Origin of the sequence: Candidatus Nitrososphaera evergladensis SR1, assembly GCF_000730285.1 — an archaeon.
Lineage (GTDB): Archaea > Thermoproteota > Nitrososphaeria > Nitrososphaerales > Nitrososphaeraceae > Nitrososphaera > Nitrososphaera evergladensis.
The window spans coordinates 2,004,024-2,017,460 of record NZ_CP007174.1; the positions used below are offsets into that span (position 1 = coordinate 2,004,024).

Below are 13,437 nucleotides of genomic sequence, written 5' to 3' on the forward strand. Positions count from 1 at the left end.
ACTTGAATACGTCGTTTGCCTAACTACTGAATATGGTTAGTACTACAGCCGCAATCGTGGCAGGCCTCGTAGCTGGCGTTGCATTAATTGTCGCATTTTCTGTTCTTGATGCTAACCCCTCTTTTCAAAACAAATACGCCAAAAACAACAAGACTGTCGAAGTAACAATACCGGAGGCTCGTCAGACCAACGCGCAGAGCACAATAATTTTGAACCATCGTTAATTACGGTTGTAATCGGCGACAATAACACGGTGCGGTGGGTCAACAAAGACACCGCGGCAGTCGCAATAAGGTCAAACGATGTACTAGACTCTAGCTTTTACAACGTAACGCATGGCAAGAATTTCTTGATGCCAAATGGGACCCTTACGTTTACCTTTAGCACGCCGGGCAAATTTGATTATCATGCAGAGCCCAGACCTTGGTTCCACGGTACAATAATGGTCTTGCCCCAACGCTGACTGGCGTTTGGCGGCCAACTAACCCCTCCTCAATTCTTTGAAAATATTGTCAACTAGCAAATTTCCCTGTTGGACTTTGAACGGGATAGAGCAAACCTATGAAAAACGCATACGAAAAGCATAAGAATTCAGAATCTGTGAAATATTTGCGCAAGCACTTGAGCAGGGTCAAGGTTTTATCACAGCCCGTTCGCGGCGACGTTCTTAGAAAAGCTCTTGACGACCTTGATCTATGGGGCGAACAATTCGGCATAATAATTACCAAGTTGCTTCAAGCAAACGGCCTGGTCTTTGATGCCCACCACTACTATTCGCTTCACGATATCGAAAAACAATTGCGACGGTTCTTGGGCAAAGAAAACTCGCGCCAAATTAGCGCAGTAATCAAGATTGGCATACAAGTGCAATATTTTTCATATTAAAAGCACTTGTAATACCGTATAGGTTGATTGACAAAGTTACAGAATCAAAATTTAGCCCGCCGGCGCTACGCGGTCGGCCGTATCGAAACCGAGCAAGGTCGTATGCAAATCAGAGAAAAACCGTATACAGAAAATTATGCGCCATTTTCTCGGCGGTCTTTTGGCGCATAAGCGAAATCAAGTGGATGGTTATAGTTTACCACTCTACTTCACACTCAGAAAGCAGGATCCTATTATTAAAAATTCGTATGTGTTTACGTCCAAATTGAAAAATACAGGATTTTTGAAAATCTAATTGAGATTTATAAATATCTTGACGTTAGAACGTGGATTATTTGTGGTAATTGGAATATGGAAGGGAGGACCTAAACACACATAAAAATTCTATCTTTTCCAGAAATTATTTCACCCTCTAGTCAAGAGAGCACTAGCAGGCTACTATTGGATCAGGTCGGGCACGACATTCCCATTGTCAAGCTATAGACAGCGAAAGGATAGCTTGGATAGTGAAGATGAAAGAACAGGGAGCAAAGAATGCGGAAATTGCGTCGGTACAGAAGGTGTCTGTCAGGCGTGTGCAGCAGCTCTACTCCAGGTACAGGAAGAATGGCGAGTTACCCGTACTTGGTAGAGCCGGAAGGCCCACAAAACCCATAACAGAAGACGAGGTACGCCTTGTAAGAGAGGCATACTCGCAGTACAGGGCCAACGCATGGTACCTTTCAAAATACATCTACAAAACCTATAACGTCAGGATAAACCATAACCGTATCCACAGGATAATGGTCAGCGAGGGCATGTCTTCTGAAGAGGCCAGAAAGAAGCAGAGGAGGAAGTGGATAAGGTACGAGCGGGAACACTCCAACTCCTTGTGGCACACAGACTGGCATGAGATCAAGGACCCGAGGTGGAAGGGAAAGCAGCTTATCGTCTATGAAGACGACGCGTCGCGGTTTGTTACAGGGTACGGCGTGTTTGACAACGTGTCTTCACAGCATTCTGTAGACGTGCTTGATGCTGCCATCAAAAAGTACGGCAGGCCGGCTTCCGTAATATCTGACAACGGCTCTCCTTTTACAACAAACGTCGAACCACTTGACAGCGACAAACCGGCGTCCTTTGAGCACTACCTGATGAAGAACAACAAGATAAGACACATACGGGCCAGGGTCCGGCACCCGCAGTCAAACGGCAAGCTGGAAAAGTTCTTTGACATATTCGAGAGGAAGCTGAAGTTCTTCAACTCCATAGAGGAATTCATGGAATGGTACAACAACGTCAGGCCGCATGGCGCACTGAACCTCGATGAGATGGAGACACCGCTAAAGGCATATTATGCGAGGATGGCTCCAAGGGACGTGTTGGTAGACCCAGAGCTGCTGTGGAGGGACGGACCGTGGTAGAGGGGCGAAATCATTTCTGAAAAAAACAAAATATTTCTAGGAGTTACGCAGTTAAATAAAACTGGTCACCGAGCCTTTACTTGTCTGCCCAGATTCTTTGACAACCTTGCTCATGTCGTGTTGATGGGATAAAGGACAACCGACGTGGTGTTGTGAATGCCCTGAAATACCAAGGCTACACACCACGTCCCCGTGACTTCAGGCTCCGAGCATACAGGATTCGTCTGTTGAATGTTGGTAGCGTAAGCTGTGTACGAAATACATTGCAAGTGCGTAACTCCTATTATAGTGATCCGCGTTCAACAAATACTGTCATGGCAATACTGAATACCAGAGATGCCCTATTGCTAACCCCTATTAAACCGCTGCGAGCTTCAGTAAAACTTTGTATATTGTGGACGGGGTAGGTATTTTCTGTTCTCAGTAATTCTCAGAAATTAAGTAAAATGAAACCATATACTTAAAGGATAAACCAACCACAGTTTTCCAATGCAGTGTTATGCCAAATGTTACTATGATTGGCGAAGTGACGATGCATATCTGACAGACACATTTGTAATGAGAAACTTCTATGTACCAACTAGTCAGGCGATATAGTTTTGAAAATATCAAATTTACCTAAATTCGAGAGGGATAAAGATGGATTCTTCACGTGTCCCAATTGCAGCGCGCCGTCTCTAAATCTGAGGGATGCAGCGGCACATTTCATTGTGATGCATAATCGCGAGCAGCCTAAACGCTAGCTAAACTACGGGGTTGTTGCCTAATTCGATATCGCATACTGTCCCACCTTGATTCCAAGCTTGTTTGCACATTGCATCCGGTTTAGCACTTCCATGTTCCACCCGATGGCCTTGATTATCCCGAACCTCTTCTGGTTGTTCTTTAACCGGAACCTGCAATAAAGCTGATGATGCTCGGTTTCTTCGGCGCCGAATATTCCCTCTATCAACCCCCTGTAGTGGTACACTGACACATTGAACAACTTGGAAGCCTTTCTCCGGTACTTCATGCGTTCCCCTTTGTTTCTGGCGTTTATCTTCTGCTTGATGTTTGGAAGCATGTCCATGCCAAACACAGATTTGCAGTTATCCTCCGCGTCATAGCCTCTGTCAGCGTTGAATATCGAGCCTGCAAGGTCTACTCCGTACTTTTTCAGCTTGTTCAGCATCGTCCGAAGTACCGGTGAATCATGCGTCTTCTTGCTGGTTGTCCTTACAGTCAGTATTACCAGGTGGTCAAGTACGGCTGTTACGTGCCACTTCAGGTACCGCTTTACCCTCACCACCTCAAACTTCCTCTTTTTCCTGACAGGCCGGACCTCTTTCTCGTACCTGTCTGTCTCCACGCCGGTACTGTCTGAGCCCAGAATCCCTTTCTTCCAGCCGGATTCTTTCAGACACAGGTAAGCAGACCTTACCAGAATATCGTCAAGATACTTGATGGGTATCTTTTTGAATGTACGGGCTATCCATGTATGGTCAGGGTAGGGCTCATTATTCTTCCAGGGCAGGTTGAGCGATGGTACCATGTTCTGCATGTCCCGGTACGTCGAACCGAATACGACCATCAGGATGCAAATGCAGACGAGCTTCTCCCAAGAATGTACAGGCTTTTTGCCCTTCCCGCTCTTTTTCTTCTCTGGACGGAGAGGAGGATTTTCCATTACCAGAGAGGCTATATTCTTGACAAGCATATCGCGTTCCAAGGTATGCGCCAGATGGTAGTACTGCCAGTACCCGTCCTTCCTCTTGTGCTTGCACGCCATGAGGGGTGCATACCCCTCCAAAGCTAAAGCTGGTCCAGTGAAAAGCCGTTTACTGGCTGTTAAAATGAATTAGGCAACAACCCCCTAAACTACCAAAAACTCATACCGAGTCCACGCGGAAGCTACTACCAGTAAGAAGCTCCTTGTGGAATTCAAAATCGTTATCTTGTAGTCTGCGAAGAAATCGAGACAAATGATTATATTCGATAAGGTATTGGCAATCTAGTTTTGGACTTTTCTTGCTAGATGAAACTCCAATTGAAATGTCTGCCTTTCTAAAAGCAGGATTGTCATTCTCAGAATCACCAAGATACAATATAGGCCCTTTACTATAATCATCCATCTCAGCTATTATCCGATCAAATCCAAATCCCTTGTCGCATTGTGCAGCGTGAACGTCAAGGAAAGGATAAGAATCATACGTTTGCAAGAACGGGCTGGATGAACAATCTCTGGGCATAGTCGATACTTTCTCCTTTACATATTGCGTGATTATCCAATAATTCCTCCTGTATTCCTTGTGATTCCTCCAATCAAAAGTTATGCTGGCTAACAGCCCATCATATGTAAATCGTCGAACGGTCTCGATGCCGGGAAATTTTATTCCTACATCACGTGCTAGCTGGTTCAACGCATAGCCACGTCTATGCAAGATATCTCTTTCGAGTAGCAAGTGACGCGTCTTGACTTTGCATCCTTTTTTGGTCTTTGTTCTATCAAAGACAATCGTTTCGATTCCTAGAATGCATGAAACTATATTAGCAAATGGCACTCTGCCACCAAGAGACTCATAGTCGTTTCTTGACAGGATACAAACGGGAATATGATCGGCTATTTCTGACAGGATAATCTCTAGTTCTTTTGGTATTGCATCCTTACTTTTAGAGTTGCTGGCTGGATACAATGTACCATTATAATCAGAGATTATCGCACAGACTCGTTTAGTCATATTGTTTCAGCTCCTTTGCCAATTAGACTAGATGCTACGATCAAATTTCAGCAACTCTGACACCTCTGAGCCTCAAATAATTGAGGTTGTTTCGGATAGTTACCTCTGTTACTCCTGCCACTTCTGCAATACTTTTCAGGGTCGCACCTTCTTTGTTTCTTAGGCAACACATGTAAAGAACTGTTGCTGCAATCCCCGTAGGATTCTTTCCTGCCGATGCCCCTTTTTCGACAACAGAGTCCATAGTGGTCAACGCCATTCGTTTGGTTTTCTCGCTGACTCTTGCTTTATTTGCAATCGTTCCAATCCACCTCTTCGGATCGGCCAGAGGTACTTTGATGTCAAGCTCGCGGACAAGTGCCCTATAACTTCTCGAAATCTCTTTCCTCTTGACGTAGGTGATTTCGGATATGTCTTTGAGAGTTCTTGAAACTCCCGCTTCTCTGCATGCAATGTACGCAGCCGCAACTAGGACAGAAGATGTCGATCTCCCCTTCATCAGTTGCTTTTCTAGAGCTTTTCTGTAGATATATGCTGTCTTTTCAACAATTGAATCTGATAGACCAAGTTTGGCCTTTAATCCGCTAAGCCCGTCAAAAGCCATAACACGGCTCGGGTTAGTTTTTGTTCTAAAATCCCACCTTCTAAGCCTCTGCATTGTTGCATGCGTGGATGCATCCAACCTGCGTCCGCTAGAATCCCTGTTGGCCCTGCTTATCATTGTGGCCAGTCCCATATCGTGTTGGGTAAGAGATATTGGAGATCCTGTTCCCGCACCGTTATTCTTTTCAGCATCAAAAGAGTACCATTTTGGACGGCTGTCCAGTGTCTTATCGGATAATACGCGTCCACAGCTACTGCACACTACCTCCCCCAATTCAGGGTCAGTAACAGGAACACCGTTGTTGCACACCGAACACAGCATTGACACTCGCATTACCATGAACCAGTCACCTTTTGAGGATTAATCGAAAAATCTCTAGAATGATCCACCCTTGTTCCCTCTGTTGATTGATGAAACGTATCTCATAGTTCTTTCTAACATTTCGAGTCGCTGGTCAAGAGACTGTCTTAGAACAATTACTTCATGAGTAAGCTCATGTATTTCCGCGGCTACCTCCTCGTTGAATGAAGCATTACACCTGCTGCATCGAGTAGTCTTTGAATCATCACTTCGTAAAAGTACCATCTTCAATTAGGATTTTCAGGCTGAACAATAAAAGCTTGTTATGTAGATTCCAGAAATTTCGATAATTAGTAATTTGAGCAAAGGCAGGCACATGAAGCTCTTTTATGTAATTCTAACAACTCTGAGAATTTAGAATTTTCCTAACCGTACGTTTAACTAGCCAAGGGTCAATTGCAAGCTGCCAACTCGGCAAGGTGAAAATGAGTGTCAAGTCAGGATTCCTCGCAAACCACGGTCACGCCACCCCAGAATACGACATCCAGTCCAGCTCCCGCAAAGGCAAAGAAGAGAAAGACTGGATCTCCTGCTGCCAGCCAATCGCAACCGGCTCCGAATTAGGGAGCCCTTCTCTTTTTATGGTGCACGCCAAGCCGTATGATTGTGGCCTACATAATCCTGCTATGTGTTTGGAGAGGTATAATACGTGCTATCTGATCTGTGGTCCCGCCACTGAGAGTCTCTTCGCAACATCTCCGAACTTTTCAAAGTTCTTTATGAACATAGACGCGAGTTTCTTAGCCTGCTTTTCATATTCAAGCTTTTCTTTCCACATCCTTTTCTGATCCAGAACTTCTGGAGGTACACCGGGGCACGACAACGGTACATCAAGATTGAAAATCTCATCTTTCTGCCCTTGAATACTATCAAGCGTTCCATCTAGGGCCGCTGTCACCATCGCCCTAGTGTATTTCAATTCTATTCTCTTGCCTATCCCGTACGGGCCACCGATCCATCCAGTATTAACCAAGTAAACTCGGGACCCGTGCTTCTTGATTTTCTCACCAAGAAGACGTGCGTACACTAGTGGATGACGGGGCATAAAAGGCGCGCCAAAGCATTCCGAAAATGTCTCCTTTGGCTCCGTTATTCCTCTCTCTGTTCCGGCCAGTTTGCTTGTATATCCTGACAAAAAGTGGTACATGGCACCTTCTATCGAGAGTTTGGATATAGGCGGCATTACTCCAAAAGCATCTGCGGTGAGAAATATGATAACGTCTGGATGACCGCCTATGCTCGGTTTTACGGAGCCGGGTATATGATCGAGCGGATAGGCTACCCGTGTATTTTCAGTGAGCCTTGCATCGGAGTAATCCGGCTCGCGGGTGTCATCTTTTATGACAACGTTCTCCATGATCGAGCCAAACTTGATCGCATTCCATATCTGGGGTTCGTTTTCTTCTTTGAGGTTGATGCACTTCGCATAACACCCTCCTTCAAAATTGAATACGCCTGTTTCGGACCAGCCATGCTCGTCATCGCCTATTAGACTCCTCCCTGGATCCGCAGAAAGTGTGGTCTTGCCAGTACCTGATAGCCCGAAGAAAAGTGCTACTTGGCCGGAATTATCGACATTGGCCGCACAATGCATCGGGAGAACGCCTTCTTCGGGCAGAAAATAGTTCATAGCGGAGAACATGGCTTTTTTTATTTCTCCAGCGTATGAAGTGGATCCAATTAACACTATGTGTCTGCTTAAATTCAAGACAATAAAAGTCTCGGATCTCGTGCCATCCACAAGAGGCATCGCCTTAAAATCGTTCATCGACAATAGGAGAAAATCTGGCTTGAAGGATTCCAATTCCTCTTTTGAGGGTTTGATAAAAAGCTGACTTGCGAAGAGGCACTGCCAAGCCCGGTCTGTTATGACGCGTACACCAAGCCTCCCGTTTTCGGGGTTGGCCCCAACAAACCCATCGAATACAAAGAGATCCTTATGCGACATGTAGGATCCCATCCCAAAGAATATTTGTTCGAATTTGTCTGGCGAGATGGGGCGATTAATATGGTTCCAGTTTACAGTATCACGCGTGACGTCATCAAGAACTATGTATCTGTCTTCAGGCGATCGCCCTGTGAATCTTCCCGTTTCGACGCAGAAGGCGCCATTGGAAGCAAACCTCCCCTCTTTCAGGCGCAGCGCATGCTCAAGAAGACACGGTACTGAAAGGTTCATGTAAGTGCGGTCAGTTGAGGGAATTCGAAAATCAGATTCTGGTGCATTGACATCCTGCTGATCCCTATTCGGCACATAGAACGCGAATCGCCGACTATATTTAATCGTCCCCCGAGCTATTCTACATAATTGTAAAATTCCAAGAATTATTAGAAATTCACACCTTCCGTCGCAAAGGGTAGGTTAAGTGCATCAAGCAGCCTCTGGGCGCCGTCCTACGCGTATTTTCAACCGCTACAAAGATGGTGCAGGAAGTGCCTATTCAGGAACGTTAGTGCGGAGATATGATTTCAATCCCGGAAAGGCTCTTGGAATTTTCTAACGCCTTGACATACTCGCCCTCGGTAAACACGCCTTGCTGCAGATATAGACTTTTGAATTTCCTCCCGTCATCTGCAAATATGCCTACCAGAACCCCCTTTTCCAACCTTTCAGCTACCTTGATCATCGACGACATGACGGAGCCTGATGAAGGGCCTACCAAGAGTTTTTCTTTTCTCGAAAGCATTTCCACTGTATCAAAAGATTCCTTGTTGGTGGCGGTAATCCATTCGTCAACAACTCCAACGCGGCGCTTGAAAAGATCTGGCATTGCCGACTCTTCAAAATTCCTAAGACCCTGTAGCAGATGATTCTTCTGTGCCTGCACGGCGATTATTTTGACATCCTTATTTTGCTCTTTTAGATAGGTCGCAGTTCCAGTAATCGTTCCGCCAGTACCGCATCCCGCGATGAAGTGGGTGACTTTGCCGCGAGTCTGATTCCATATCTCCGGACCAGTACTTTCATAATGAGCAAGAAAGTTGGCTTCGTTCTCGTATTGATTTGGCATGTAGTAAATATCTGGCCGGGGTTTTGCAATCGCTTTTGCAAGGGCAATGCTTTGATCGGTACCTGCTCCAACACGCGGACAAAGGTCATCCGATGTCTCGTGTAACGTGGCCCCAAGTTTTCGAAGTATCGCTTTTGTTTCCTCGCTTGCCTTCTCGGGCACGACCAGCTCGACTTTATATCCAAGTACGCGGGCTATTCCTGCCAAGGCGATACCTGTATTTCCGGAAGTGGGTTCAATAATTGCGCTTTTGGCTTTCTTCAGGATACCTCTTTTCTCAGCATCTTTTATCATCCAGTACGCTGCCCTGTCTTTGACCGAACCGAACGGATTGCAAAATTCTAATTTTGCATAGAATTTGATACTATTGGTGGAAAAAGAAGACAATTCTGCCAGGGGCGTGTTACCAATTTTATGGTCTATGTTGGAATCTGTGGTTGTCATTCCCTATTGTTCCCACCTATTGTTCGTCGCTTGCATATCCTTTATCAATCAGAAATTTCTTGAACTCATCAGATTCTGTTATCATGAGATCAACTGATCGAAGAAGCGTCGCATAAAAGAATTCCATAGCTTCATGGCTTCTCTGGCAGTTTGGGCAGATGTTGGTCTGTTTGGTTGGCAAGAATCGCTGGAGCTCTTTTTTTGTACTGAAATGGTCGTATGTCTCTCGGAGAGCCTTCATTACAGGCTGCCGAATTTCTTCTGTTATCCTTTCATGCAAGCCGCTGACCTTCAGAGCCGCATCAAACTCTTCATCAATTCCATACTTGCCCCACGTACTTCTTTCGCATACAAAGCGTTTCCTTCTCTCCCCCTTGCCTTTCTTTTCCCTTGGATATAGGAAGATGAACTGCAATCGGTAAAGCTCTTTGAGTGTAGAATATACCACACTAGCAGGGATCTTTTCCTTTTGTGTGATCTCTTCTGCAGTGATGCCCTTGGCCCCTGCTTGTCTAATGTAGTTCATAATGCGCCAAGTAGTTTCCTTTGAGAGGATGTCTGCTTCAAGGTACGATGTGACTGGAAAATGTGTAAGGTAAGTCTTAATATTCTTCATCTTTGCAGTTTGCAATGAGATTCGTTGCTATTTACGTAGTTTTAAGTTTTACGAAAATCCGCAAACACGGCAATTCCATATTCCAGCATAATTTGTCCAATTATGCTTAAAAGCCGATCATACAGAAGTCGCTGCTGCGATTCGGGAGCGCCGACATCTATATTGTTTCGACGCCTTTAGTAGTATTTGCGTGATGCAATTTACAAATATTAAAAATTTGAAATTCCTAATTTACGAGAGTCACATAACACTTAAATTAGTACTTCCACCGCCCCGAATCATCAGAGCCATCTTATGACAGGGCAACGGCCGTTGATGGTCTAAGAGGATAGGAACGACAAGAAAAGTGTCAGAAACAGCATTAATCATTGATGGAGGCTACTTGATTCTCTTTCAAGCGGCCGCTCTCTCGTTTGTTTTAGGCGCGCTCTTGCCGCTTGCCTTTAGGAAAGACAAGAATGCCAGCGTCGCTTCGTTTGCGCCTGCTGCTCTGGGCTCGGTCCTGACGATTGCACTTGCAGCGTCGCTTGCAATATCGGGTGCAACACTTGAAGTGCCCCTGCCCTTTGCCGCTGCTGCGCCTGAGATAGAATTCCAGTTTTACATCGACGGCATGTCCGCGTTTTTCATGCTGATAATAGGTCTTGTGACACTTGCAGTGTCGATATACTCGATAGGCTACAGCAGCGAGTACTATGGAAAGCGCAGCATAAAGGCTCTTGGGCTTCTCTTCAACCTCTTCGTGCTTTCCATGATACTTGTCACGGCATCAGACAACGTGTTCTCATTCTTGGTTTTCTGGGAGGCCATGTCGCTTGCCTCGTTCTTTCTGGTTATCTACGAGCACGAAAACGAGAGCAACATCAAGTCGGGCATGACATATATTGTGATGACTTATCTGGGTACGGCGTTTATTCTAGGGGCGTTTCTTGCGCTGTACTTCCAGACGGGGAGCCTGTCCTTCGACTCGTTCCGGAGCTCCGAGCCGCCCATGCCCGCGTACATCAGGGACATCGTCTTTGTCCTTGCGCTTGTCGGGTTTGGCACAAAGGCAGGTCTCGTGCCTTTGCATCTCTGGCTCCCGCAGGCGCACCCTTCAGCCCCAAGCAACGTGTCTGCGCTCATGTCAGCCGTCATGATAAAGATGGCAATCTATGGCCTTGTGCGAGTCACGCTGGATTTCACGTCGCCAAGCTCGCCCGACTCTGCATGGTGGGGCATGCTCATGGTGGTCGCCGGTTCCGCGTCAGCGCTCATCGGCGTTTTATATGCCGCGATTGAAAAGGACATCAAACGCGCGCTCGCGTTTAGCAGCATAGAGAACATAGGCATAGTCATCCTCGGCCTAGGCCTCTCTGTCATTTTCCTTTCTTTCGACCTGAAGGCGCTAGCAGCGGTCGCGCTTCTTGCAAGCACGTACCATTCGCTCAACCACGCCGCCTTCAAGAGCCTGCTTTTCATGGGCGCCGGCTCTGTTCTCTTTGGCACTCACACGAAAAACATGGAAAAGCTGGGCGGGCTTGCAAAAAAGATGCCGTGGACTGCATTTTTCTTCCTCATAGGCGCCATTTCAATCTCTGCCCTGCCGCCGCTCAACGGATTTGTGAGCGAGTGGCTTACGATGCAGGCGCTGCTCTCCTCCTACCAGGTGCCAAACGTCATACTACAGATATCCATCAGCTTTGCTAGCATCGCGTTTGCGCTCACGGCGGGGATAGCGCTTGCAACATTTGTCAAGATGTTTGGCATCTCTTTTCTCTCAAGGCCCCGCTCGGAGGCAGCCGTGCATGCAAAGGAGGTCCCGAAGACCATGATTGCAGGGATGGGCGTGGCCGCGGCCATGTGCATCGCCTTTGGCATCATGCCATTCCTGGCCGCGGGCATGATTGCTTCGTCGTTTGGGTTGGATCCGCAATTTAGCGATGCCATGTCGCCCTTCAGCTCGCTATCGGTGCTTTACAGTGCCGGCGGCATAGAATCCATAAGCAGCATGTCGATGCCTGCAGTGGCAATTATGATGGGCTCAGTTGCTGCAGCAGTCGTGGGCTTTGCAGTAGTTGCAGGTTCGAGAAAGACTGCGAGGAGAATTTACAGCACGTGGGACTGCGGATTTGGCGAGCTTAATGAGCGGATGGAATACACCGCGGCTTCGCTCTCACAGCCTATCCGCACCGTGTTCCGTATCCTCTACAAACCGCGCATGGCAGTAACCAAGGAAAATTACTCTGACTCTAACCCGTACATCAAAAAATCCATGCGCGTCGAGTCTGAAACCAAGGACGTATTCGAGGACCGGCTTTATTCGCCCGTGGTCGGCGCGACTATAGCTTTTTTTGACAAGATACGTATGATACAGACGGGCAAGGTCAACGCGTACCTTCTTTACGTCATGGTAACGCTTGCACTGTTGCTGCTTCTGGCGAGGTTGATATCCTGATGGCTGAGGCCCTGACGATAGCAGTAGGAATAGCACAGACAAGTGCAATAGTTGCCCTTGCCCCGCTCCTGACAGGCGTCATGAGAAAGGTAAAGGCAAGGACGCAAAAGAGGGTGGGGGCAAGCGTCCTCCAGCCGTACTACGACCTTGCAAAGCTGATGAAAAAGGACGAAGTCGTCTCGGACCAGAGCTCCTGGGTATTCCGCTCTGCTCCGTGGGTCGTGATGGTAGCAATGATTACGGCCGCGCTATTCGTGCCTGCATTCTTGCCGTTCAGCCCATTTGGCACTGTCGGAGACATACTGGTGGTGTTGGGGCTGTTCGGCCTCGCGCGCTTTTTCACGATGCTTGTAGGACTTGACGTCGCAAGCACGTTCGGCGGCCTCGGAGCAAGCAGAGAGATGATGATATCTTCACTGACCGAGCCAGCGCTATTTCTGACGATATTTGTCGTGTCGCTCTCGCTCGGCGGGACGAACCTCTCAAGCCTGGTTGGGGCAGCGGCGCAATACGCCGGCTTTGCAGAAGCCCCGAGCATGCTATTTGCCCTGATAGCCTTTTTCATTGTTCTGCTGGCCGAGACGGGAAGGCTGCCGTTCGACAACCCTGCGACGCACCTTGAGCTCACGATGGTTCATGAGGCTATGGTGCTAGAATACTCGGGAAAGAGCCTTGCGATGGTCCAGTGGTCGCAGTCGATAAAGCAACTGCTCCTATTTGCCCTTCTGGTAAACCTGTTTATTCCCGCCGGCATCCCTGCGAGCCTGGACTCGGGCTGGTCGGTCGCCGCGGGCGCCGCCGGATTTGTGGCAAAGGTTGTGCTCCTTGCAATGCTCGTGGCATACGTGGAGACGCGAGCCGCCAAGTGGAGGCTCTTTCGGGTGCCGGACCTGCTCGCAATGGCTATAGCAAGCTCGATGATAGGAGTGATCTTTTTCTATTTATGATAGGAGGGAGTGG

Annotated in this window: 12 protein-coding genes; 6 read left to right on the top strand and 6 right to left on the bottom strand. The window is 47.3% G+C overall.

The window, feature by feature from the left end:
- The first annotated feature begins 32 nt into the window (after positions 1-32).
- The 4 genes from NTE_RS10965 to NTE_RS10980 all read left to right on the top strand — a co-directional run bounded on the left by NTE_RS10965 (position 33) and on the right by NTE_RS10980 (position 2,288).
- Positions 33-224, top strand: a complete 192-nt coding sequence (locus NTE_RS10965; RefSeq protein WP_148701056.1) for a hypothetical protein — start codon at positions 33-35, stop codon at positions 222-224.
- A 29-nt stretch (positions 225-253) separates the two neighbouring features.
- On the top strand, positions 254-463 hold the full coding sequence (locus tag NTE_RS17365) for a cupredoxin domain-containing protein (RefSeq protein WP_264357908.1): 210 nt from the start codon (positions 254-256) through the stop codon (positions 461-463).
- Between the two features lie 98 nt (positions 464-561).
- Positions 562-885, top strand: coding sequence for a hypothetical protein (locus NTE_RS10975; RefSeq protein WP_148701058.1), 324 nt, complete (start codon positions 562-564; stop codon positions 883-885).
- Between the two features lie 512 nt (positions 886-1,397).
- Entirely contained in the window at positions 1,398-2,288 is an 891-nt protein-coding gene (locus NTE_RS10980; protein ID WP_226987275.1) for a DDE-type integrase/transposase/recombinase, read from the top strand.
- Positions 2,289-3,051: 763 nt separating this feature from the next.
- On the opposite strand, the gene NTE_RS10985 is transcribed toward NTE_RS10980, so the two are convergent.
- The 6 genes from NTE_RS10985 to NTE_RS11010 all read right to left on the bottom strand — a co-directional run bounded on the left by NTE_RS10985 (position 3,052) and on the right by NTE_RS11010 (position 10,055).
- Positions 3,052-4,056, bottom strand: coding sequence for a transposase (locus tag NTE_RS10985; protein WP_148701060.1), 1,005 nt, complete (start codon positions 4,054-4,056; stop codon positions 3,052-3,054).
- A 100-nt stretch (positions 4,057-4,156) separates the two neighbouring features.
- Positions 4,157-5,005: an HAD hydrolase family protein gene (locus NTE_RS10990; protein WP_148701061.1), complete on the bottom strand. Its 849-nt coding sequence runs from the start codon at positions 5,003-5,005 to the stop codon at positions 4,157-4,159.
- Between the two features lie 40 nt (positions 5,006-5,045).
- Positions 5,046-5,948 (bottom strand): transcription initiation factor IIB, encoded by a 903-nt coding sequence (locus NTE_RS10995; RefSeq protein ID WP_226986967.1) that lies wholly within the window; start codon positions 5,946-5,948, stop codon positions 5,046-5,048.
- A gap of 673 nt (positions 5,949-6,621) precedes the next feature.
- The gene (pckA, locus tag NTE_RS11000) at positions 6,622-8,172 is read right to left on the bottom strand and encodes a phosphoenolpyruvate carboxykinase (ATP) (RefSeq protein ID WP_420835308.1); all 1,551 of its coding nucleotides are present in this window, start codon (positions 8,170-8,172) and stop codon (positions 6,622-6,624) included.
- A gap of 247 nt (positions 8,173-8,419) precedes the next feature.
- Complete coding sequence (locus tag NTE_RS11005; protein ID WP_148701063.1) at positions 8,420-9,424, bottom strand: PLP-dependent cysteine synthase family protein; 1,005 nt, start codon at positions 9,422-9,424, stop codon at positions 8,420-8,422.
- Between the two features lie 16 nt (positions 9,425-9,440).
- Complete coding sequence (locus NTE_RS11010) at positions 9,441-10,055, bottom strand: hypothetical protein (RefSeq protein WP_148701064.1); 615 nt, start codon at positions 10,053-10,055, stop codon at positions 9,441-9,443.
- 331 nt (positions 10,056-10,386) lie between these two features.
- Between NTE_RS11010 and hyfB the strand changes: the two genes are divergently transcribed.
- Both hyfB and NTE_RS11020 read left to right on the top strand, forming a co-directional pair.
- Positions 10,387-12,477 carry a hydrogenase 4 subunit B gene (hyfB, locus tag NTE_RS11015; protein WP_158385460.1) on the top strand — a complete coding sequence of 697 codons (2,091 nt, stop codon included), beginning with the start codon at positions 10,387-10,389 and terminating at the stop codon, positions 12,475-12,477.
- Positions 12,477-13,424: a respiratory chain complex I subunit 1 family protein gene (locus NTE_RS11020; protein ID WP_148701066.1), complete on the top strand. Its 948-nt coding sequence runs from the start codon at positions 12,477-12,479 to the stop codon at positions 13,422-13,424. Before hyfB ends, NTE_RS11020 begins: the two co-directional genes overlap by 1 nt.
- The last annotated feature ends 13 nt before the right edge of the window (positions 13,425-13,437 follow it).

Bases quoted from the DNA above. Each gene is read 5' to 3' on its own strand.
- NTE_RS10965 (WP_148701056.1), top strand. From the start codon at position 33: ATGGTTAGTACTACAGCCGCAATCGTGGCAGGCCTCGTAGCTGGCGTT.
- NTE_RS10975 (WP_148701058.1), top strand. From the start codon at position 562: ATGAAAAACGCATACGAAAAGCATAAGAATTCAGAATCTGTGAAATAT.
- NTE_RS10980 (WP_226987275.1), top strand. From the start codon at position 1,398: ATGAAAGAACAGGGAGCAAAGAATGCGGAAATTGCGTCGGTACAGAAG.
- NTE_RS10985 (WP_148701060.1), bottom strand. From the start codon at position 4,056: ATGGCGTGCAAGCACAAGAGGAAGGACGGGTACTGGCAGTACTACCAT.
- NTE_RS10990 (WP_148701061.1), bottom strand. From the start codon at position 5,005: ATGACTAAACGAGTCTGTGCGATAATCTCTGATTATAATGGTACATTG.
- NTE_RS10995 (WP_226986967.1), bottom strand. From the start codon at position 5,948: ATGGTAATGCGAGTGTCAATGCTGTGTTCGGTGTGCAACAACGGTGTT.
- NTE_RS11005 (WP_148701063.1), bottom strand. From the start codon at position 9,424: ATGACAACCACAGATTCCAACATAGACCATAAAATTGGTAACACGCCC.
- NTE_RS11020 (WP_148701066.1), top strand. From the start codon at position 12,477: ATGGCTGAGGCCCTGACGATAGCAGTAGGAATAGCACAGACAAGTGCA.